The organism is Nocardia sp. NPDC059177 (assembly GCF_042755165.1).
GTDB lineage: Bacteria > Actinomycetota > Actinomycetes > Mycobacteriales > Mycobacteriaceae > Nocardia.
On the sequence record NZ_JBHZBX010000012.1, the window covers coordinates 115,738 to 136,063 of the forward strand.

A 20,326-nucleotide genomic window follows, 5' to 3' on the forward strand; every position below is an offset into this window, starting at 1 on the left:
CTGCCGCCCGAGAGGTTCGGTCTACGCCTCGAAATCGGCGGCGCTGTCGTGGGCGATCGCGGCGAAGGCGCGCGCGGCGGCCGACTGGTAGGCCGAGCCGCGGCGCAGCAGTTCGACCGTACGGTTGGGCAGCGGGGGTTCGAGGGCGACCGGGCGCAGGTCGGGGTGGGCGCGGGCGATCGCGTCGGGCAGTACCGTGCCGAGGGTGCCGCGGCGGGTGAACTCCACCAGCGCGCTGATCGAGTTGGCCTCGACGACGATGTGCGGCACCACCGCCCAGGCGGCGAGATGGTCGTCGATGTGGCCGCGGGTGGCGAACCCGCGGCGCAGCAGCGCCAGCGGCTCGACCGCGAGATCCCGGATCGGCAGCGGGTCCGGCCGGGTGGCGAGTGGATGATCCGCGCCGACCACCAGGCCCAGATTCTCGGTGAACAGAGCCGTGCAGTCGACGCCGGCGAGGTGTGACCCGCCGAAGGCGATGCCCAGGTCGACGGCGTCGGCGAGCAGGTCCTCCTCGAGGCGGTCCTGGCTGGTCTCGGTGACCGCGACGGTGACATTCGGGTGCGCGCGATGGAAGCGGTCCAGCAGCGGGCCGATGAGGTAGGCGGTGATGGTCGGCGTCATCGCCACCCGCAGGTGTCCCCTGGTCAGGTCCTGGACATCGTGCACGGCGCGTTCCCCGGCTTCGAGGTCGCGCAGCGCGTTGCGCGCGTGCTCGGCGTACACCTGACCGGCGTCGGTGAACCGCACCGTCCGCCCGGAGCGATCGAGCAACTGCACATCGAGCAGGCGCTCGAGCTGTTTGATCTGCTGCGACAGCGTCGGCTGCGAGATGTGCAGCGCCTCGGCGGCCCGGGTGAAGTTCCCGTGGTCGGCGACGGCGAGCAGGTACCTGATGTGGCGCAGCTCCATGCCCATCATGATAGATAGCGGCTATCGAATCGACGGCAGTCGTGCGGTAGCCGCTATCGAGGAGCTGGGCTGTTCGGGCCGGTCAGGCCCCGATCACGGCGTTCATGATGGTGCCCGCGCTGGTCGCCACGGCACCGCCGGCCATGGCGCTGGCGATCATCTTCGGTGACTGCAAGCCGCCGCCGCTCCACTTCTCCCAGGCGAAGCGGCCACCACCGTAGGTGATGGCGGTGACCCCGGAGAGCAGGATCATCCAGGTGAAATACCGGCCCAACTGCAGGATCTTCTCCGCCATCGGCGGCGCCTCCGGCGTGGGATTGCCGACTTGCGCGAGAACGGCGCTGTCCAACACAGCCAGGATCATGCTCACGATCGTTGCTCCTTCGTCGGATATTCGTGGTGAAGCCGATGTCGAGAACTCGTGACGCGGTAGAACCCAGATCAATTGAACATTCAACCTCGAGCTGCACTCGGTGACGCAGGCGACACTCCGCAGCGAACATGATCGCCATCACAGGCGCTGGGCCGTGCCGTCGGTGTGCCGCGCCCCTAAGATCGAGTACGCGGGGCTTGTCCAGAATCGGCGCGACGAGGCGCTGACCACCACCTTCATCGCATGCCTACCGTACCGCGAGGAGGGCGCATGGCTTTCCTGATTCCCTTGATCGTCGCGATTCTTCTGGTGACCGCCACCATCGTCCTGGCGTCCTACGCCACCGTCTCCCTGACCTATTGGTTTGAATCCCGCCGGATCCGTCGCGATCGGACGGATCCACACCCCGCACGCTGAACGGTGCCCCGCGACCGCCGATGTCCCGTGCCGGTCGTGGGGCGCCGGCGTGCCTCAGCCGGGTTCGAGCCCCGCCTGGGTGGCGATCACCGCCGCTTGCACGCGCGATTGCACGCCGAGTTTGGTCAGCACCCGGGAGACGTGAGTCTTCACGGTGGCCTCCCCGATGTGCAGACGCCGCCCGATCTGCTGGTTCGACAGCCCAGCGCCCAGCCCCGCGAGCACCTGCCGTTCCCGCTCGGTGAGCGCGGACAGATCCGGTGGCGGTGCCAGCGTGGCCGGGCGGGGCAGCGCGGCGATCACCGCGCGGGTCACCTTCGGGTCGAGCACCGCGTCGCCGTCGGCCACCGCCAGGACGGCGCGGACCAGTTCGTCGCCCCCGACGGACTTGAGCAGGAACCCGCTCGCGCCCGCCGAGAGCGCGCCGAGGACGCAGTCGTCGATGGCGAAGGTGGTCAGTACCAGCACTTTCGCGTTCGTTTCGGCGACCACCGCCGCGGTGGCTTCGAGCCCGTCCACCCGCGGCATCCGCACGTCCATGAGCACCACGTCGGGGCGCAGCGCGCGGGCTTGGGTGAGGGCGGCGACACCGTCGCCCGCCTCGCCGATCACCCGGATCTGCCCGGACGACTCGAGCAGCATGGTGATGCCCGCCCGGATGGTGGCGTGATCGTCGGCCACCAGCACAGTCACCGTCATCGCTGCACCAGCGGTATCCGCGCGCGCACGCACCAGGCGCCGTCCTCGGCGCGCGCGGTGAGTGTGCCGTCCATCGATTCGGCGCGAAAGATCATGTTGCGCAATCCGTTTCCCTGCCCTTCGGCTCGCCCCGGGGTGATCGGGTTCGTGGCGGTGACCACCACCCGGTCCGCGTCGCGGCCGACATCGATGGTCAGCGGCGCGCCCGGTGCGTGTTTGGTGGCGTTCGCGATGGTCTCGCTCAGGATGCGGGTGAGCACCGCCTCGACGCCGGTGGGCAGGCTCAGCTCGGCCTGCCGGCGCAGGGTGACCGTGCCGCCTGCGGCCTGGGCGGCGTCGATCAGGCCGTCGAGGGAGGAGAGCCGGGCGGTGACGGCGGTGTCGTCCGGGGTGGTGAGCAGGTCGATCGTCGCGCGCATCTCCTCCAGGGCCGCCAGGCTGCCTGCGCGGATCGACTGCAGGACGGCGGTGTTGCCGGGATCCTTCTGCGCCACTTCCGACAGGATGGCGACCGCCGAGAGGTGACCGGCGACCGTGTCGTGCAGGTCCCTGGCCACCCGGCGGCGTTCCTCGCCGAGGGCGGCGGAGCGTTCGGCGTCGCGGGCGGCGAGTTCGGCGCGGGCCGCATCGCGTTCGATGCCCACCATGCGCCGTGAGGCACGCACGGCGCGCGCATAGCCCAGCGGCGACCAGGTGAGCGCGATCGCGATGAGGCCGGTATAGAGGCCCGCCCTGAGCCCGAACGTGAGCAGCGCCAGCAACGAACCACCCGCGGTGACCGCCACCGCGAACCAGCCGACTACCGCCCCGAGCCGGTCGGACCCGGTGCTGACGGCCAGGAAGATCACATCGGTCAGGGCGATCCACAACGGCAGCGACGGCCCGTACACGAAGTCGGCGGCGAGCAGGGCGACCATCAGCCCGAAGGCGAGGGCGGGCCGGTGCTGGCCGGTGAGCTGGATCGCGAATGCCGCGCACAGCAGCGCCACCTTCGCCGCGGGGGGATACAGGTCACGGTCGAGCACGACCGCCCACCCGCCCACAGCCCACAGCAGCAACCCCACCAGGAAGACACCGACCGCGGCCGAGGTCGCGCTGTCGAAGGCCGCCGCGAGCCGGTCCATAAGCGTGCGGGTGGCGGGCATGCCCCCATTTCAGCACACCGGCGCGCTGTCCCGGGTCCCCCGAAAGACGGACCGCATGCGCGCCGTCAGCACGACGACGACACACCGGTGTGCCGGGCACAGTGGGGAAATGGACGAGCTGAACAATCCCGTGCTGCTGACGATCGCCGCGTGCGAGGTCGGTTTCTGGGTGCTGGTGGTGGGTGGGTTGGGGCTGCGCTATGTCGCGCGACTGCGCCGGGCCGGGCTGGTGACGCTGGCACTGGTTCCGGTGCTCGATGTGATCCTGATCGTCGCGGTGGCCGTCGATCTGCATCGCGGCGGCGAGGTGGGTTTCGCGCATCGGCTGGCCGGCATCTATCTGGGCTGCACACTGATGTTCGGGCACCGGTTGATCGAATGGCTCGACGCGCGCTTCGCCTACCGCTTCGCCGGCGGACCCAAACCGCCGAAGCTGCCGAAGGACGGACCCGAACGCGCCCGGCGGGAGTGGGCCGACTTCGCGCGCTGGCTGGGCGCGGCCGCCATCGCCGCCGTACTCACCCTGGCATTGAGCTACACCGTGGCCGACGCCGTCCAACGCGAACAACTCATGGGCGTGTTCGGCACCCTCGGCGTGATCACGGTGATCTGGCTGCTCACCGGGCCGGTGTGGGTCTCGGGGTCGAGCCGCGGCTGACCGCCGAGGCCCCGGTACTGCGGCGGGTGCCGTTCTTCGTCGAACTCGCCGAGATCACCGCGGCCGACATCGCGGCCACCTTCGCCGCCGCGGACTGAACCGACGCGAGACGATGTGTCCGCCAACGACATTCGGGTGTCATCGGTACCCCAGCGACATGTTGGCAGGCCGGTGCCGGTCCGGCAGACTGACATCGGGAATCGTCGGGAACACGGGGGGTCAGATGCGCGCACGATGGGCCGGAGCGATCCGGCGGCTACGACCGGCAGCGGTGTCTGCACTGCTGCTGCTCGGCACCGCCTGCGCGGGAACCGATCCCGAGCAGGCGGGCGGGATGGCGAAGTTCTACCGGCAGACGCTGCAGTGGAGTTCGTGCGCCGATTTCGCCGGCGGCGCGGCGATCGCCGACGCGGGGTTCCAGTGCACCCGCGTCATGGTGCCACTGGATTATGCGGATCCGGACGGGCCCGTCGCCCAGATCGCGATCTCGCGACGCCTGGCCGACGGTGCCAAAGTCGGGTCGCTGCTGTCGAATCCTGGTGGCCCCGGCGCACCGGGTCTGGGCTTCATGGCCGCGTTCGCGAGCCATCCGATCGCGCAGCGGTTCGACTTGATCGGTGTCGATGTGCGCGGGCTGGGGGCGTCCACGCCGAAGGTGGTCTGCTCGACGGCGGCGGAGTTCCAGGCCCAGCGCACCGATCTGGACAACGACTTCTCCCCGGCCGGTATCGCGCAGACCGAGCAAGAGCACCGCGACTACGTCGCCCGCTGTGTGGAGCGCACCGGTGTCGATGTCCTCGGCAAGGTCGGGACCGCCGATGTGGCACGGGATTTCGACCTGATCCGGGCGGTACTCGGCGACGCGAAGCTGACCTACTTCGGCGGGTCCTACGGCACCCGGCTTGGCTCCACACTGGCGGAGATGTTCCCGGATCGCATCCGCGCGATGGTGCTCGACGGCGGCATCGACCCCGCCGCGCCCATGATCGACTGGGTGAACTTCTCGGCCGGCTTCCAGCGGGCCTTCGATGCCTACGCCGCCGACTGCGCGACCGCACCGACCTGTCCCGTCGGCACCGATCCCGCCCGCGCGACCGAGGCGTTGCGCGCACTGCTCAACCCGCTCATCGACCGGCCGGCCACCACCACCGACCCGCGCGGCCTCGGCTATCTCGACGCACTCAGCGCGGTCACCAATTCGCTGTACTCGCCGCTGGCCTGGCCGGGCATCACCGCTGGCCTGACCGAACTGGCCCAGGGACGTGGCGACAAATTCCTCGCGCTCGCCGACCTTTTCGCCTCCTCCGGGGTGGTCGACCGCGATCTGCAGACCGCCGTGCTGTGCCTGGAGGAACCCCGCGTCACCGATCGCGCGGTCGCCGCCGATCTCGACCGCCGGACCCGCGCGGTCGCGCCGATCTTCGACGACGGCCGCGCCACCGGCCAGGCACCCCTGGACGTATGCGCGTTCTGGCCGCTGCCGACGGCCTCCCAACCCCGCACACCCACACCGACCGGACTACCCCCGGTGGTGGTCGTCTCCACCACCGGCGACCCCGCGACACCACACCAGGGCGGGGTGAACCTCGCCCATGCACTCGACGCCTCGCTGATCACCTACGAGGGCGTGCAGCACGGCGTGGTCGGCCAGGGCGTGGCCTGCGTCGACGACGCCGTCCTCCGCTACCTCGTCGACCTGACACCCCCACCGGCCGAGCTGCGCTGCGCCTGACGAAAGGGCCCAGGTGGCAATCGATACCCGCTGGCGGGTATCGCGGGGTGGATGTCGCTGCGCCACTTCACCGAATCGGCGCCGCGGCGGTCTCAGCGCATCGACTACCTCGGTGCCGCGTTGCTCACCGTGGGCGCCGGTGCGGCGATTCTGGCGCTGCTGGAAGGCCGGCAGGAGTGGGCGTGGGACTCGCCGATGTCGTTGGGCTTGTTCGTGGGCAGTGCTGTGGTGCTGTTCGCCGTGGTCCAGACCCGGGTTCCGAATCCGATTCTGCCGCTGTGGATCTTCACCCGCCGGGTGGTGGTCGCCGGTAGCACGGTCTCGCTGCTGATCGGCGCGATCGTGCTGGGCCTGACCTCCTACATCCCGACCTTCGCCCAGGGCGTGCTCGGCACCACCGCCCTGGTCGCCGGATTCACCGTCGGCGGGTTGACATTGGGCTGGCCCCTCTCCGCCTCGCTGGCCGGAAAACTGTATCTGCGCTGGGGATTCCGCTGGAGTCACCGACCCCGACCACCCGGCGCCGGCCGAGCTCGCGACCTGCATCCACCTGGTCTTCGCGGCCATGTTCGCGATGGCGATCGTGCTGCTCGGCGCGGCGGCGACCATGCCGGGACGCCGTGCCGGCGACACACCCTGATATCGCCGAAGGCACAGGGCCGGGTACTCAGTGCATCGGCTCCCCCGGTCGGCGAACCACGTCGACGATCTCGCCCGGGGCGAACTCGACGACGCGGCGGACCCGGGAGTTCGCCACCGGCGCCAGATCGACGACGATCGGGGTGCCGGTACCGGGCTGGGTGATGGCGGTGATCCGGTCCTGGAGGAAACCGCCGTCGGGGACGGGCACCCGGATCACGTCACCGACGGTCAGCGCCTCGGCGCGGATCTGGCCGCCGGTGGCCGCGGCGGGATCGAAGGTGCCGCAGCGGGTGGTGCCCGCGGTGGCGCCGAGGCCGCGTTCGGCAACGGTCCACCAGACCGGTGCCGCCGGTTCGTCCGGGCCGACGCGCGCGTGCCAGGCCAGCACCCGGTCGCGTTCGGCTTCGGCGGCGGCTCTGGTCTCGTGCAGGGAGACCTGCCTGCGGACCGGGGCGTTGCGGGAGCGGGTCGTGCCCGCCGCACCGTCGATCACCAGGATCCAGCGCGCGCCGGCCGCTTCGTCGCGGCGGGCCGAGACCCGTTTGGCCAGCGCCAGGCCCGGTGTCGCGCCGAGCCGGTCGGCGGCCTCCTCGATGCTCTCGACCAGCCCGAGCGCGCGCAGCAGTTCGGCGGTGGTCAGCTCCGAGGTGCCCAGTTCCTGGGCGAGGGCTGGCATCGGCGTGCGCCGGCGCCAGCCGATCCGGGCACAGTGTTCGTGCCGGGTGAACCACAGGCCGCTGCGGGAGCGCCGGTGATGGTCGATCACCACCGCCCACCAGTCCCATTCCGGTTCGGCCACCAGCCGGGCGCGAATCCACTGTTCGCGCTCGGCAGCCGGTACCCGGTCCTCCGGTGGGACGAAATTGTGCAGGGCCGCGCGCACCGCCTTCTCGGTGCGGCCCACCGTCCGTGCGGTGGTGGCCAGATCGGCGCCAGCGCGCAGATCGTCGGCCAGTATCCGGTATTCCGATTCGCGCCAGGTGGTTCCGTGCTGGCGCGGCGGCAGCAGGTCGCCGCGGTTGTCGTCACTCATCTCGTGCCCCCGTTCTCGCACCGTCCGGCCACACCCGCGCCGGACTCGTCGTGACACCTCTCACGATACCGAGGGGGTATGACAGAAAACGCTTGTCTGCCAGCGGCTTTCCAGCAAACGACGGCGCCGGGACCTACTTCGCCGCGACCGCGGGACGACGGCCGAAGGCGTAGTAGCCCAGACACACCAGCACCGCCCACACCGCGCCGACGACCAGCGCCGAACGGCCGCCGTCGGTCCACAGCAGCAGGATCACGACCAGCCCGAGAAAGCCCAGTGCCGCCCAGGTACTCACCGGCGCGCCCGGCAGGCGGTAGTCGCTGGCCGGCAGCTGTCCGGCCCGCACCTTCGCGCGGTACTTCAGGTGGCACACCAGGATCACGCTCCAGACCACGATGATGCCGACGGTGCTCACCGAGGTGATGTAGGCGAAGGCCTTGTCCGGCGAGACCAGGTTGACGATCACGCCGATCACCATGGCTCCGGCCGAGGCGCAGATACCGGTGAACGGCACCGACTGCTTGCTCAGCCGCGCGAACCGCGTGGGCGCCTCGTCGCGCAGCGCGAGGCTGCGCAGCATCCGGCCGGTGGAGTAGATGCCGGAGTTGCACGACGACAGCGCCGCGGTGAGCAGCACGAAGTTGATGATGCCCGCGGCGGCCGGGATGCCGATCTGCTCGAAGACCTCCACGAACGGACTGCGGCCCGCGTGGAAAGTGCGCCAGCTCGCCACCGACATGATGATCACCAGCGCGCCCACGTAGAACAGGCCGATGCGCAACGGCAGGGTGTTGATCGCCTTGCGCAGCGTGGTCTTCGGGTCGCGGGCCTCCCCGGCGGTCACCCCGACGAGTTCGACGCCGACATAGGCGAACACCACGATCTGCAGCACGAGCAGGGTCTGGCCGAAGCCGTTCGGGAACACCCCGCCGTCGGCCCAGAGGTTGGTGACGGTCGGGTTCGCGGCGTGACCGACGCCGAAGACCAGCACCCCGATGCCGATCAGGATCATCGCCAGAATGGCGGTCACCTTGATCGTCGAGAACCAGAATTCGCCCTCACCGAAGAGCCGGACCGAGATCAGATTGGCGGTGAACAGCACCGCCAGCACCACCAGCGCGGTCACCCATTGCGGGATGTCGAACCAGTACTGGACGTAGTGGCCCGCGACGGTGATCTCGGCCATGCAGGTGGAGACCCACACCGCCCAGTAGGACCAGCCGGTGGCGAAGCCGGCGAAGCGGCCGAGGAACTCGTGGGCGTACTCGGCGAAGCTGCCCGAGACCGGGCGGTAGGTCAGCAGTTCGCCGAGCGCGCGCATGATGACGAAGATCGCCAGGCCGGCGACGAGATAGGCCAGGATCAGCGACGGGCCCGCCTGCTCGATGGCAGCGCCCGCACCGTAGAACAGGCCGGTGCCGATGGCACCGCCGATGGCGATCATCTGGATGGTGCGCGGGTTCAGACCGCGCTCGTATCCTTCCGATCCCGTGCTCGGCGCGGCCGCCGACGCGGCAGCGATGGACAGGCCGGGGCCGTCAGCTGACATGGAATCCAGTCCTTCCTCACCTCGATCAGTGCTGCACGCTACCGCCCGGCAACAGTGGCTCCGGTCACCCCCACCGGTGTCCGGAAATATCCGGGGTGCTGTTGCCGGTTGCAGCCGCAGAGATCATTCGGTGTGGAGGAGGCTCATGAACGCGGTGACAGTGTCGGTGCTGGATCTGGCGCCGGTGCAGGCCGACGCGACCGCGGGCGAGGCATTGCGTGCCACGACGCAGTTCGCGCAATACGCCGAGGAGCTGGGGATTCGCCGGTTCTGGGTCGCCGAGCACCACAATATGCCCGGCATCGCGAGCGCGGCGCCCGCGGTGGTGCTGGCGCATCTGGCGGCGTCGACTTCGCGCATCCGGGTCGGCTCGGGCGGGGTGATGCTGCCCAACCATCCGCCGCTGGTGGTCGCCGAACAGTTCGGCACGCTCGAGTCGCTGCATCCCGGCCGGATCGATTTGGGTATCGGCCGCGCGCCGGGCACCGATCAGACCACCGCGCGTGCGCTGCGCCGGCACGCCGAAGGCCTCGGCGCCGACTCGTTCCCGCGCGAGCTCAGCGCGCTCATCGGGTATTTCCGCGGCACCGATCCCGACGGCGTGGTCGCCAGTCCCGGCCGCGACGCCGAACCGGAGCTGTGGCTGCTCGGCTCGAGCGGCTACAGCGCGCAGGTGGCCGCGATCCTCGGGCTGCCCTTCGCCTTCGCCCACCACATCGCGCCGGAGAACACCGCCGCCGCGCTCGCGCTCTACCGCGACAACTTCCAGCCCTCGCCGACACTGGCCGAGCCGTACACCATCGTCGCCGCCTCCGCCGTCTGCGCCGACACCGACGCCGAGGCCGACCGCCTGGCCGCGCCCCGCGATCTCGCCTTCGCCCAGCTGCGTTCGGGCCGTCCGCAGGCACTGGCGACCCCCGAGCAAGCCGCCGGTTTCCCCGGTAGCGAGGCCGAGCGGCGCTTCGCCGACCAGCGCAAGACCGGGCAGCTGCAGGGCTCGCCGGAGACGGTGCGCGCGCAGGCGGCCGAGCTGCTGGCGGCCACCACACCCGACGAACTCATGGTCAACACCCTCGTCTACGACATCGACGCCCGCCGCCGATCGCTCGCGCTGACCTGCGCGGCGATCAACGGCTGAGGTGCTCAGCGCAGCCCGAAGCCCCGGGCGGTCAGGTGCTCGCGCAGCCGGTCGCGGCCGTTGAGCGAGGCGGCCGAGGCCAACCGGGCCAGCACCCGCTCGATCCAGGAGAACGGCAACCCCTGATCGCGGTAGAGCTCGCCGATCCGCTGTTCGTAGTCGGCGACCGCGGCGCGCTGCACCGCCAGGTCGTAGCTCTCTCGATGCAGCACCGCCGCACGCGGCAGACGCGGCTTGACCCGGGTGCCCTCGGTGGGGTCGGGATGACCCACGACCAGCCCGAACACCGCGAAGACACCGTCGGGCAGCTGCAGCTCGGCGGCCACCCGTTCGGGGTCGTTGCGCAGTGCGCCGATATAGACGGTGCCCAGCCCGAGGGATTCGGCCGCGACCACCGCGTTCTGCGCGGCGAGGGCGGCATCGATGAACCCCACATAGCTGGATTCGAGGTAGTCCGAACCGGCCAGCGGTGCGTCGCGATCCTCGGCCAGCTGACGCAGCCGCGCGAAATCGGCGGTCCAGACCAGCAGCACCGGTGCCTGCTCGATGTGCTGCTGGCCGCCCGCGACCGCGGCCAGACGAGCCCGGCGCTCGGCGTCGCGCACCTCGATGACGCTCCACACCTGCAGATTCGACGAGGAGGCCGCCGACTGCGCGGCCGAGACCAGCAGCTCGATCGTCTCCGGAGACACCGGATCGGGCAGGTAGCGCCGCACCGATTTGTGCTCGTGCAACACCTGCAGCACAGGATTCCATGCACCGGGAACCGCGAGGGCCGGATCCGCGTAACGCTGCTGCACGGGATGGACGGGGCTGGGGGCGATCTGGGTCATGAATTCATGGTCGGACACCGCGCGGCCCGCGTCAGCGGTAACCCTCACCGTGAACCGAAGGACGCCGGTCCGCACCCGATACACTGCGCGTGGGGAGCTCGCCGCCGGGCGGGACGAGGGAGGGTGTGATGGGCAAGATCTTCGAACGCATCGACGACAAACTACGGGCCTTCATCGCGGCGCAGCCGATGTACTTCATCGGCACAGCACCGTCGGCGGGCGGTCATGTCAACATCTCCCCCAAGGGATATCGCGACACCTTCGCGGTGATCGACGAGCACACCGTCGCCTATCTCGACCTGTTCGGCAGTGGTTCGGAAACCATCGCGCACCTGCGCGACAACGGGCGCATCACGGTGATGTTCTGCTCGTTCGACCGCGTCGCCCGCATCCTGCGCCTGTCCGGCACCGGTCGCTTCGTCCGCCCCGACTCCCCCGAATTCGCCGCGCTCAGTGGCCGTTTCGGCACCGGCCACACCGGTGTCCGCGCGGTGGTGGTGGTCGAGGTGGACCGCATCGCCGACTCCTGCGGCTGGTCGGTCCCGCGCATGGACCTCGTCGAGGAACGCCCCGTTCTCGACGAGGCGCACACCCGCCGCACCGACGCCGACTTCGCGCGCCGCATCACCGGCGACAACTCCGTCAGCATCGACGGCCTGCCCGCCCTCGAACCCGACCACCCACTGCCCTCCGCGCTGCGCCGCGACGATCAGGGCACCGCACTCACCGCGACCGCCGACTCGGACAGGCTGCCGAGGTAGAGCGTGCCGTCGCGTTCGGCCACCGCGGTGACCATCGCGAAATCGGTGCCGTCGCGCTGCAGATCGTGGACGACGGTCCCGTCGAAGTCCAGCGCGAGCACCCAGGTGGTGCGCCCGGGTGCGGGCCGCAGCCGCTCCGGCAGCGCCCAGGTCAGCCGCCGGAAGATGCCGGGCAGCGCGAAGAACCGGTCCAGCAACGGATTTCGCGGAGCGACCAGTGCAACCCAGATCAGCCCGTCGCTGCCGAGCGACATGTTGTCGGGCGAACCGGGCAGATTCTCGACCAGATGGTCGTTGCTGCCCGCGCGTGGCCCCGACAGCCAATGGCGCGAGATCCGGTAGGAGCCGGTCTCGGCGACCAGTACGCACGAGCGGTCCGGGGCGAGCACCACGCCGTTGCCGAACTGGAGACCGTCGATGAGCACCTCGAGCGCACCGTCCGGGCTCCGCCGGATCAGCTGCCCGCTGCCGGAGTGCTCCAGGATGTCGCCCATCCACTGCGCCAGCGGCCACCGGCGGGACGCGATCGAGAAATAGACGGTACCGTCCTCGTCGCGCACCACATTGCTGGGGAAGGTCAGTGGGGCGCCGTCGATCTCGTCGACGACCACCTCGAGCTCCCCACCCGCGGCCGGGAGCCGCAGGATGCCGCGACCGGCGACGCAGATCAGCAGCGATCCGTCGGCGTCGGCGTGCAGCCCGAGCGGGCGGCCGTCGACCCGGGCGATCTGCTCGACGGTGCCGTCGGCCGGATCGATGCTCCAGAGGACCCCGTCGTCGGTGCCGGTGACCACCCGGCCCGCCGCCGTCAGCACCACGTCCTCGGGGCCGGTACCGGCCAGCGGCAGCAGCCGCACCGGCGGCAGCGCCGGGTCACTGTGCGGGTGACGGGCCCGCGCGGTGGGACGGGGCGGGGTCCAGCGGTGAGGTCGCATCTGCATGCCCATTGCTACCACGTGGCTGCGGCCGGAAAGGCCACGCGCACAACGGTTGTGTGCGCCGGGTCCGGGCGGCCCGGCCGACCGGGCGGTGGTGTGGGCGATTCACGGTTAAGGTGCGGCGGTGGATACCGGATCCGTCAGCACGACGTTCGACCGTCTTCTCGCCCCGCAACCGGCGCCGCCGTGGTGGCTCGTACTCGTCACCGCCGTGCTCGCGCTGGTGCTCGTCGGCTACCGGCCGCTGTGGCGGCTGGCCAGGGCGGCGGTGACCGTCGCGCACGAGGGTGGGCACGCGCTGGTCGCCCTGCTGACCGGGCGGCGCCTGCACGCGATCACCCTGCACACCGACACCTCCGGGCTCACCGTGTCCAGCGGCAAACCCACCGGTCCCGGCATGATCCTGACCGCGGCCGCCGGGTACACCGCGCCGGCGATCCTTGGCCTCGGGTACGCCGCGCTGCTCGGTTCGGGACGGGTCACGGTAATGCTGTGGGCGACTCTGGCCATGCTGGCCGCGGTGCTGATCAAGGTGCGCAACATCTACGGTTTGCTGACCGTGGCGGTGCTCGGGGCGGCGGTGTTCGGGGTGTCCTGGTTCGGCAGCGATCTGCTGCAGGCCGGATTCGCCTATCTGGCGGCCTGGTTCCTGCTGGCCGCGGCGGTGCGGCCGGTGGTGGAGATGCAGCGCGGCAGGCGCAGGCAGCCGGGCCGCGGCGATTCCGACGCCGATCAGCTGGCCCGGCTGACCCATCTGCCCGCGGTGCTGTGGGTGCTGTTCTTCGCGGTGGTGTGCCTGGCCGCGGCCGTGGCCGGGGCGTGGTTCATGCTGGCACCGGTCGAGGAGCTGCACCCGCTGCTTCAGCGGTGATCGGCCCGCCAGGCCGCGATCGCCTCGGTGACCAGGAGTTCGGGTGCCACGGTGGCGTCGAGGGTCACGCCCGCTTCGCCGGGCTGGAGCGGTTCGAGCGTGTCCAGCTGGGAGTCGAGCAGCGTCGTCGGCATGAAGTGACCGTGCCGGTTGCTCAGCCGCCGCACCAGTTCCGCGCGGTCGACGGCCAGCTGGACGAAGTAGGTCTCGGCGGCGCCGGCCCGGAGCCGGTCGCGGTAGACGCGGCGCAGTGCCGAGCACGCCGCGACCCCGCCCGCGATCTCGTGCTGGTGTAGCCAGCCCGCGACGAGGTCGAGCCAGGGCGCCCGGTCCGCGTCGGTGAGCGGTATCCCCGCCGCCATCTTGGCGATATTGGCGTCGGGATGGAAGTCGTCGCCCTCGGCGTAGGGCAAGCCCAGCCGCTCGGCCAGCAGCACCCCGACCGTGGACTTCCCGCACCCGGACACACCCATGACGACGATGACGGGCTCGCCCACCTCGACCTCCTCGCGCTCGATCGCTCCGATCCCCCATCTTCGCGCACCGGAGGCGGGCCGGACGTGGGACCGGCCGGGGGTCGGGCACGATGGTGATCATGGATCTTCGCATCTTCACCGAGCCGCAGCAGGGCGCCGACTACGACACGCTGTTGTCGGTGGCTCGCGCCACCGAGGACCTCGGCTACGACGCCTTCTTCCGCTCCGACCACTACCTGGCCATGGGTGACGCCTCCGGTCTGCCCGGCCCGACCGATGCCTGGATCACCCTGGCCGGACTGGCCAGGGACACCGCGCGGATCCGGCTGGGCACCCTCGTCACCGCCGCGACCTTCCGGCTGCCCGGACCGCTGGCCATCCAGGTCGCGCAGGTGGATCAGATGTCGGGCGGCCGGGTGGAGCTCGGGCTGGGCAGCGGCTGGTTCGCCGCCGAACACGCCGCCTACGGCATCCCCTTCCCGGACAACCGGTTCGCCCTGCTCGAGGAGCAGCTGGCGATCGTCACCGGGCTCTGGGAGACCAAGCCGGGCGATACCTTCGATTTCGAGGGCGAGCACTACCAGCTCACCGACTCCCCCGCGCTGCCCAAACCCGTCCAGAGCCCGGTGCCGGTGGTGATCGGCGGGCACGGCACGGTCCGCACCCCGCGCCTGGCCGCCCGCTACGCCACCGAGTTCAATATGCCGTTCTCCTCGGTGGCCGACAGCGCCGCGCAGTTCGACCGGGTCCGGGCCGCGGTCCGCGCGGCCGGGCGCACCGATGCGCTGGTGTACTCCAACGCGCTGGTCGCCTGCGTGGGACGCACCGACGCCGAGGTGGCGCGCCGGGCCGCGGCGATCGGGCGCGAGGTCGACGAGCTCAAGGAGAACGGCCTGGCCGGTTCGCCCGCCGAGGTGGTCGACAAGATCGCCGGCTACCGCGAGATCGGCGCGACCCGGATCTACCTGCAGATCCTCGACCTCGCCGACCTCGACCATCTCGAACTCATCGCGGCCGAGGTCAAGTCGCAGCTGTGAGGCTCGCGGCGGTCACGGGAGCGGCTTGTCGGTGGGCAGGTTGACGAAACTCGGGGCCGCCGGGTCCAGCAGCAGGTGCTGGGGTTTGAGTTCGGTGTTGTTCAGCATCGGCCGGAAGGCCAGTCCCTTGGGCGAATTGCCCGCGAAGACGTCGACGCGGACGCGGTGTCCGGGTGCCAGCACGGCCTGGGTCGGGATGACGGCGATGTCGAGCGCGACCGGCTGACCGGGCACCACCGGCAGCAGCCGGTCCAGGCTGAGCGGGTTGAACGGTGCGGTGAGGTCACCGTTGACCGAGCGGGCGCTGCGGCGCTCGTCGATGGCGCGCATCGAGGCGGTGAGCTGACCGGTGGTGAGCACCGTCGAGGTGCCGTCGGGGGCGACGTCGTTGACGGTGACGTTCCAGTACCCGTCGGCGGCGTCGTGCATGGTGTTGAGCCGCACATTGATCGGGCCCGAGATCACCGTCTGCTCGGTCACCGCCCCGCTGGTGAAGGTCAGACCGTTGCGTTCGGCGATGCGGGCGTCCTTGGCGCACAGGTCGAGCACGGCGGTCATGCCCGCGGCGCCCTGAGCCGCGTCGCGCGAGCAGGCGGTGGTGAGTCCCGGTGCGACGGTGAGGGTTTCGGTGCTCGTCGGGCCGGTCGGCGACAGTGATCCGTCGTGCAGGCTGTCCTCGGTGGTGCCGCTGGCCGCCGGGGTCAGGTAGACGCGGCGGTGGGTGACTCCCGGCTGCGGGAATTCGGTGAGGGTGATCCAGCCGCCACCCTGCTGTTTGACCGTGACCGGGCCGAAGTCGTCGACGCCGCTGTCGATGTCCTTGAGCCACTTGTCGAACCAGGCGCGTTGCAGCACGTCCAGGCGCGGCGGTGCGCCCGGAACACCGGTGCCCGCGCCGGGATTGGCGTGGTAGGTGTCGCCGACGACGAGTTGCTTGTGTCCCGGGTCGAGGGGGATCTGCTCGTAGAGTTTGGTGGCACTGTTGGCGAAGATGTCGTGCCAGCCGCCGTAGACGAAGGTGGGCACGGTGATCCGCTCCGGATGACCCTGGATTGCCTGGCGGAAGGCGGAATCGTCGTCCAGGGCGGCGGCGAGCTCGGGCTGCATATCGTCGAGGGTCGGGGTGAGCAGGGCCTGGGCGAGCAGATCGAAATTGGTGACGGGATCGGCGATGCGGTCGTGCAGCCAGGTCCAGTCGAACTCGCCTTGGACCATCGAGGCCACGTCGGGGACCATCTTCAACTGGTTGACCGAGTTCAGCCACATCGGCAGGAATGTCGTGCCGACACCGCCGCCGGGGGCGACCACATCGCGCATCAGGTCACTGCCGGGCTCCACCGGGAAGATGGCCTGTAGCGGCGCAGGCGCGTTCTCCGCGGCCCGCAGCTGGTTGATCCCGGAGTAGGACCCGCCGCTCATGCCGATGCGCCCGTTGGACCAGGGTTGCGCGGCCGCCCATTCGATCACCTCGCGGGTGTCGAGTTGTTCACGGACACCGAGGGTGTCCCATGTGCCCTGGGACAGACCGGTTCCGCGCACATCGGCGACGAGCACGGTGTAGCCGGAGCCGATCAGTTTGCGGTCGACGCCGAGCATGGTCTCGATCATGCCGCCGTCGAGTGCCTGCATCAGATCACCGAAACCGCTGATCGGCGTGGTGGACAGGTTGAGCCTGCGCACCAGATCCACGGCCATCGGCTGCAATCCCGGGGTGGCCGCGGCGGATTCGATCAGCCCGGTCATCAGTTTCGAGTACGGGGTGAGGCTGACGATCGTCGGCAGTGGCCGCTGCTCGATGACGCCTGCGGCGTCGGCGGGCCGGTACAGATCGGCTTTGAGCACCACGCCGTCGCTCATCGTGATCTGCACACCCCGCTCGACCCGGACCTCCGGGTAGGCCGATGGCCCGTCGTGCCGGGCGGTCCACTTCGCGGCGGGGGTCACGCCGGGTTGCCCACCCGCCGGTCCACCGCCGCAGCCGAGCACGACCACCAGCGCGAGCAGCGTCGTCAGCAATCGGACGAGCCCGCGTTCGGAACCTTTCCGCACCATGTGTTGTCGCTCCCCGACCGGTTCGTGTTCGTCGTTGACCAAGCCACCGCAGGATCGGCGCCGAAAATGTAACAGGGGTAACGACCCGCCCCGCCCATCGTCGGCCCGCTCGGGCTGTCGCAGTGAAGACGTGTTGTTCCAGTTCAGCGGCCCGGCGGCGGCGAGCCGGCTTGTCGGTGGGTGGTGGTTGACTGGCCCATGCCGGTGCGGATCCGACCGGCTTCCAGCCATCGCCGAGGAGGATGTTCGACATGCCGATACGTGACGAAGCTTGGCCGCAGGGCACGCCCTGCTGGATCGATTGCCAGGTCGACGACACCACCGCAGCCCGCGACTTCTACAGCTCCCTGTTCGGGTGGCAGGTCCAGGACGGTCCCGCCGCGGCGGGCGGTTATCTGATGGCCACCCTCGACGGCAGACCGGCCGCGGGCATCGGCCCCAAACCCGAGGGCATGTCCGAGATGCCGTCCACCTGGACCACCTATCTGGCCGCCGACAGCGCCGACGAGATCGCCGGACGAGTCGGCAAGGCGGGCGGCCAGGTGTTCATGCCGCCCTTCGATGTCCTCGACGTCGGCCGGATGTTCGTCGCCGCCGACCCGACCGGCGGGGTGTTCGGGGTCTGGGAGGCCAAGGCCCATCGCGGCGCCGGTGTCTACAACCAGCCCGGCGCCTACTGCTGGAACGAGCTGCACACCCCGGGCTACGACCAGGCGCACGAGTTCTATCACCAGGTCTTCGGCTGGCAGTACACCGAGATCGGCGACGGCGCGACCTTCACCTACTCCACCTTCGCGCGCCCCGGCGAGACCGAGGCGATCGGCGGCATGATGGACGCCGCCGGCCTGAATACCCCGCCCTACTGGCTCACCTGGATCCAGGTCGACGACACCGACGGCGCGCTGGCGAAGGCGACCGGACTGGGCGCCGCGGTGATCATGGGCCCCGACGACAGCCCGTTCGGCCGGATGGGCATCCTGCAGGCGCCGCAGGGCGAGGTGTTCGGCGTGATCGACCCGGCGACGACCGTCGGCGAGGTGCCGACCGGGTCCTGACCGCTACGGGGTGACGATCGCGAAGTCCCGGTCCGGCTTGTCGAGCAGGCCGGGCAGCTGCGCCAGCCCGGTGATGTCGCCGGTGACGGCGATGTCACCGCGCGCGACCCCTTGCCGCAGGTCGCCGCCGCCGACCAGGGTGGCGATCAGGGTCGCGCGGGTGAGGGTGATGGTCACCTCGGGCGCGGGCAGCGCGTCACCGCGATGCCGGTCGTGATGCACCAGCACGCCGTTGCGCAGTTCCACGCGGTGCACGCGGTTGTCCTCGTCGCTGATCCGCCAGTCGGTGACCATCCGGGTGTCCCAGGCCTTCGGGCCGTCGATGCGCAGGGCGACCGCGTCGAAGACCTGGTCCACGCTCAGCGCGGCCGCCAGCGCCGCGGAGTTCGCGGTGGTGGGGGTGCCGAAGGAGCCGTGACGCAGTTCGTGGGCGCCGCTGAGATAGAAGTTGCGCCAGGTGGCGTTCTCGGCGCCGTAGGCGAGCTGTTCGAAGGCACTGGCCTGCAGGTTCTTGGCGGTGGTGTTGGTGGGGTCGGCGAAGATCACGTAGTTCACCAGCTGCGCGACCCAGCGGAAGTCGGCGGCGTCGTAGGCGCGCTGGGCGGTGCGCAGTACCGCGTCGGCGCCGCCCATCGCTTCGACGTGCCGGTGCGCGTTCGCGACCGGCGGGTGCTCCCACAGGTGCGCGGGATTGCCGTCGAACCAGCCCATGTACCGCTGGTAGACGGCTTTGACATTGTGGCTGACCGAGCCGTAGTAGCCGTGGGTCGACCACGCCGCGGTCAGCGCGGGCGGCAGTTCGATCATCTCGGCGATCTCGGCGCCGACATGGCCCTGGTTGAGCAGGCGCAGCGTCTGATCGTTGAGGTACCCGTACAGATCACGTTGCAGCGACAGGAATTCCACGATCCGGTCGGTGCCCCAGATCGGCCAGTGGTGCGAGGAGAAGACGACGTCGGCGGCGCGACCGTAGCGGTTGATCGACTCGGTGAGGTATTTCGACCAGACGTGCGGGTCGCGCACCAGTGCCCCGCGCAGGGTGACGACGTTGTGCAGGGTGTGGGTCGCGTTCTCGGCCATGCACAGGATGCGGCGATCGGGGAAGTAGAAGTTCATCTCGGCGGGCGCCTCGGTGCCGGGTGTCAGCTGGAACACCATCCGCACACCGTCGACGACCACGGTCTCGTCGGTGCGGGTGATGTGGCGGGTCGGCGGGATCAGGCCGACGGTGCCGACCGAGGTGGTCTGGCCGAGGCCGGCGCCGACCTGGCCCTTCGGGCCGCGTGGCAGGGCAGCGCCGTACATGTAGGCGGCGCGTCGGGCCATGGCGGTGCCGGTGTAGATGTTCTCCGCCACCGCGTGTTCGAGGAAGCCGGCGGGTGCGATGACCGGGCACCGGCCCGCGGCGACGTCCTGCGAGGTGAGCACGCCGTAGCTGCCGCCGAAGTGGTCGACGTGGGAGTGCGAGTAGATCAGGCCGGTGACGGGCCGGTCGCCGCGATGCGCGCGGTACAGCGCCAGCCCGGCCGCGGCGGTCTCGGCCGAGATCAGCGGATCGATGACGACCACGCCGGTGTCGCCTTCGACGAGTGTCATGTTCGACAGGTCGAAGCCGCGGATCTGATAGAAGCCGGGCGCGATCTCGTAGAGGCCCTGCTTGACGGTGAGCTGCGAGTGCCGCCACAGGCTGGGGTTGACCGACTGCGGGCAGGAACCGGCCAGGAAATCGTAGGACTCGGTGTCCCACACCGTCTTTCCCGCGGCATCGGTGATGGTGCCCGGTTCCAGGGCGGCGATCAGGCCGCGGTCGGCGTCGGCGAAATCGGCGGTGTCGCCGAAGGGCAGGGTCTCGGCGAGCGCGCGGTTGGCGTCCACGATCGCCTGGGTGGGGTCGGTCTGCGTGGCCGATGCGGTGATCGGGCTCGTGTCGTCGCCGCAGCCGGTCGCCGTGGCGCCCAGGGCCACCGCGGCGGCGGTGCCTGCACCGACACCCAATATGCCGCGT

The 20,326-nt window shown here is 70.4% G+C and carries 20 protein-coding genes and 1 pseudogene; 10 read left to right on the forward strand and 11 right to left on the reverse strand.

Annotated elements, in window-relative coordinates:
- Window positions 1-21 precede the first annotated feature (21 nt).
- Both cynR and ACFXK0_RS17165 read right to left on the reverse strand, forming a co-directional pair.
- Entirely contained in the window at window positions 22-912 is an 891-nt protein-coding gene (cynR, locus tag ACFXK0_RS17160; RefSeq protein ID WP_379411301.1) for a transcriptional regulator CynR, read from the reverse strand.
- 82 nt (window positions 913-994) lie between these two features.
- Window positions 995-1,276 carry a hypothetical protein gene (locus tag ACFXK0_RS17165; RefSeq protein ID WP_278262560.1) on the reverse strand — a complete coding sequence of 94 codons (282 nt, stop codon included), beginning with the start codon at window positions 1,274-1,276 and terminating at the stop codon, window positions 995-997.
- Between the two features lie 279 nt (window positions 1,277-1,555).
- On the opposite strand from ACFXK0_RS17165, the gene ACFXK0_RS17170 reads away from it, so the two are divergent.
- The gene (locus tag ACFXK0_RS17170; RefSeq protein ID WP_379411302.1) at window positions 1,556-1,702 is read left to right on the forward strand and encodes a hypothetical protein; all 147 of its coding nucleotides are present in this window, start codon (window positions 1,556-1,558) and stop codon (window positions 1,700-1,702) included.
- A 54-nt stretch (window positions 1,703-1,756) separates the two neighbouring features.
- On the opposite strand, the gene ACFXK0_RS17175 is transcribed toward ACFXK0_RS17170, so the two are convergent.
- Together ACFXK0_RS17175 and ACFXK0_RS17180 are read right to left on the reverse strand one after the other, a co-directional pair.
- On the reverse strand, window positions 1,757-2,401 hold the full coding sequence (locus tag ACFXK0_RS17175) for a response regulator (RefSeq protein WP_379411303.1): 645 nt from the start codon (window positions 2,399-2,401) through the stop codon (window positions 1,757-1,759).
- Complete coding sequence (locus tag ACFXK0_RS17180) at window positions 2,398-3,546, reverse strand: sensor histidine kinase (RefSeq protein WP_379411305.1); 1,149 nt, start codon at window positions 3,544-3,546, stop codon at window positions 2,398-2,400. The genes ACFXK0_RS17175 and ACFXK0_RS17180 overlap by 4 nt, the downstream gene beginning before the upstream one ends.
- A 109-nt stretch (window positions 3,547-3,655) precedes the next feature.
- Between ACFXK0_RS17180 and ACFXK0_RS17185 the strand changes: the two genes are divergently transcribed.
- The 4 genes and pseudogenes from ACFXK0_RS17185 to ACFXK0_RS17200 form a co-directional block, all read left to right on the forward strand.
- The gene (locus ACFXK0_RS17185) at window positions 3,656-4,204 is read left to right on the forward strand and encodes a hypothetical protein (RefSeq protein WP_379411307.1); all 549 of its coding nucleotides are present in this window, start codon (window positions 3,656-3,658) and stop codon (window positions 4,202-4,204) included.
- Window positions 4,177-4,302, forward strand: coding sequence for a hypothetical protein (locus tag ACFXK0_RS17190; RefSeq protein WP_379411308.1), 126 nt, complete (start codon window positions 4,177-4,179; stop codon window positions 4,300-4,302). Before ACFXK0_RS17185 ends, ACFXK0_RS17190 begins: the two co-directional genes overlap by 28 nt.
- 173 nt (window positions 4,303-4,475) lie before the next feature.
- Window positions 4,476-5,936, forward strand: a complete 1,461-nt coding sequence (locus tag ACFXK0_RS17195) for an alpha/beta hydrolase (protein ID WP_379411310.1) — start codon at window positions 4,476-4,478, stop codon at window positions 5,934-5,936.
- 27 nt (window positions 5,937-5,963) lie between these two features.
- Window positions 5,964-6,431 (forward strand): annotated as a pseudogene (locus ACFXK0_RS17200) (MFS transporter); the annotation flags it as partial.
- 172 nt (window positions 6,432-6,603) lie between these two features.
- Here the strand turns inward: ACFXK0_RS17200 and ACFXK0_RS17205 are convergent.
- Window positions 6,604-7,611: a hypothetical protein gene (locus ACFXK0_RS17205; RefSeq protein WP_379411311.1), complete on the reverse strand. Its 1,008-nt coding sequence runs from the start codon at window positions 7,609-7,611 to the stop codon at window positions 6,604-6,606.
- A 133-nt stretch (window positions 7,612-7,744) separates the two neighbouring features.
- The gene (locus tag ACFXK0_RS17210) at window positions 7,745-9,139 is read right to left on the reverse strand and encodes an amino acid permease (RefSeq protein WP_379411401.1); all 1,395 of its coding nucleotides are present in this window, start codon (window positions 9,137-9,139) and stop codon (window positions 7,745-7,747) included.
- 166 nt (window positions 9,140-9,305) lie between these two features.
- On the opposite strand from ACFXK0_RS17210, the gene ACFXK0_RS17215 reads away from it, so the two are divergent.
- The gene (locus ACFXK0_RS17215) at window positions 9,306-10,298 is read left to right on the forward strand and encodes an LLM class flavin-dependent oxidoreductase (RefSeq protein WP_379411312.1); all 993 of its coding nucleotides are present in this window, start codon (window positions 9,306-9,308) and stop codon (window positions 10,296-10,298) included.
- A 5-nt stretch (window positions 10,299-10,303) separates the two neighbouring features.
- Here the strand turns inward: ACFXK0_RS17215 and ACFXK0_RS17220 are convergent, their stop codons facing one another.
- The gene (locus tag ACFXK0_RS17220) at window positions 10,304-11,131 is read right to left on the reverse strand and encodes an NADPH-dependent oxidoreductase (RefSeq protein ID WP_379411314.1); all 828 of its coding nucleotides are present in this window, start codon (window positions 11,129-11,131) and stop codon (window positions 10,304-10,306) included.
- A gap of 128 nt (window positions 11,132-11,259) precedes the next feature.
- Between ACFXK0_RS17220 and ACFXK0_RS17225 the strand changes: the two genes are divergently transcribed.
- Window positions 11,260-11,892 (forward strand): pyridoxamine 5'-phosphate oxidase family protein, encoded by a 633-nt coding sequence (locus tag ACFXK0_RS17225; RefSeq protein WP_379411315.1) that lies wholly within the window; start codon window positions 11,260-11,262, stop codon window positions 11,890-11,892.
- Here the strand turns inward: ACFXK0_RS17225 and ACFXK0_RS17230 are convergent.
- Window positions 11,841-12,833, reverse strand: coding sequence for an SMP-30/gluconolactonase/LRE family protein (locus ACFXK0_RS17230; RefSeq protein ID WP_379411317.1), 993 nt, complete (start codon window positions 12,831-12,833; stop codon window positions 11,841-11,843). The genes ACFXK0_RS17225 and ACFXK0_RS17230 overlap by 52 nt on opposite strands.
- A 121-nt stretch (window positions 12,834-12,954) precedes the next feature.
- On the opposite strand from ACFXK0_RS17230, the gene ACFXK0_RS17235 reads away from it, so the two are divergent.
- Window positions 12,955-13,701 carry a M50 family metallopeptidase gene (locus ACFXK0_RS17235; RefSeq protein ID WP_379411318.1) on the forward strand — a complete coding sequence of 249 codons (747 nt, stop codon included), beginning with the start codon at window positions 12,955-12,957 and terminating at the stop codon, window positions 13,699-13,701.
- Here ACFXK0_RS17235 and ACFXK0_RS17240 read toward each other — a convergent pair.
- Window positions 13,692-14,174 (reverse strand): gluconokinase, encoded by a 483-nt coding sequence (locus ACFXK0_RS17240; RefSeq protein WP_379411402.1) that lies wholly within the window; start codon window positions 14,172-14,174, stop codon window positions 13,692-13,694. The genes ACFXK0_RS17235 and ACFXK0_RS17240 overlap by 10 nt on opposite strands.
- Window positions 14,175-14,296: 122 nt before the next feature.
- Here ACFXK0_RS17240 and ACFXK0_RS17245 point away from each other — a divergent pair, with 122 nt between their 5' ends.
- Window positions 14,297-15,214 carry an LLM class F420-dependent oxidoreductase gene (locus ACFXK0_RS17245; protein ID WP_379411320.1) on the forward strand — a complete coding sequence of 306 codons (918 nt, stop codon included), beginning with the start codon at window positions 14,297-14,299 and terminating at the stop codon, window positions 15,212-15,214.
- A 12-nt stretch (window positions 15,215-15,226) separates the two neighbouring features.
- Here ACFXK0_RS17245 and ACFXK0_RS17250 read toward each other — a convergent pair whose 3' ends face one another.
- On the reverse strand, window positions 15,227-17,266 hold the full coding sequence (locus ACFXK0_RS17250) for a CocE/NonD family hydrolase (RefSeq protein WP_379411322.1): 2,040 nt from the start codon (window positions 17,264-17,266) through the stop codon (window positions 15,227-15,229).
- 251 nt (window positions 17,267-17,517) lie between these two features.
- On the opposite strand from ACFXK0_RS17250, the gene ACFXK0_RS17255 reads away from it, so the two are divergent.
- The gene (locus ACFXK0_RS17255) at window positions 17,518-18,321 is read left to right on the forward strand and encodes a VOC family protein (protein ID WP_379411324.1); all 804 of its coding nucleotides are present in this window, start codon (window positions 17,518-17,520) and stop codon (window positions 18,319-18,321) included.
- A 3-nt stretch (window positions 18,322-18,324) separates the two neighbouring features.
- On the opposite strand, the gene ACFXK0_RS17260 is transcribed toward ACFXK0_RS17255, so the two are convergent.
- Window positions 18,325-20,238, reverse strand: coding sequence for an alkyl/aryl-sulfatase (locus tag ACFXK0_RS17260; protein WP_379411403.1), 1,914 nt, complete (start codon window positions 20,236-20,238; stop codon window positions 18,325-18,327).
- Between the last annotated feature and the right edge of the window lie 88 nt (window positions 20,239-20,326).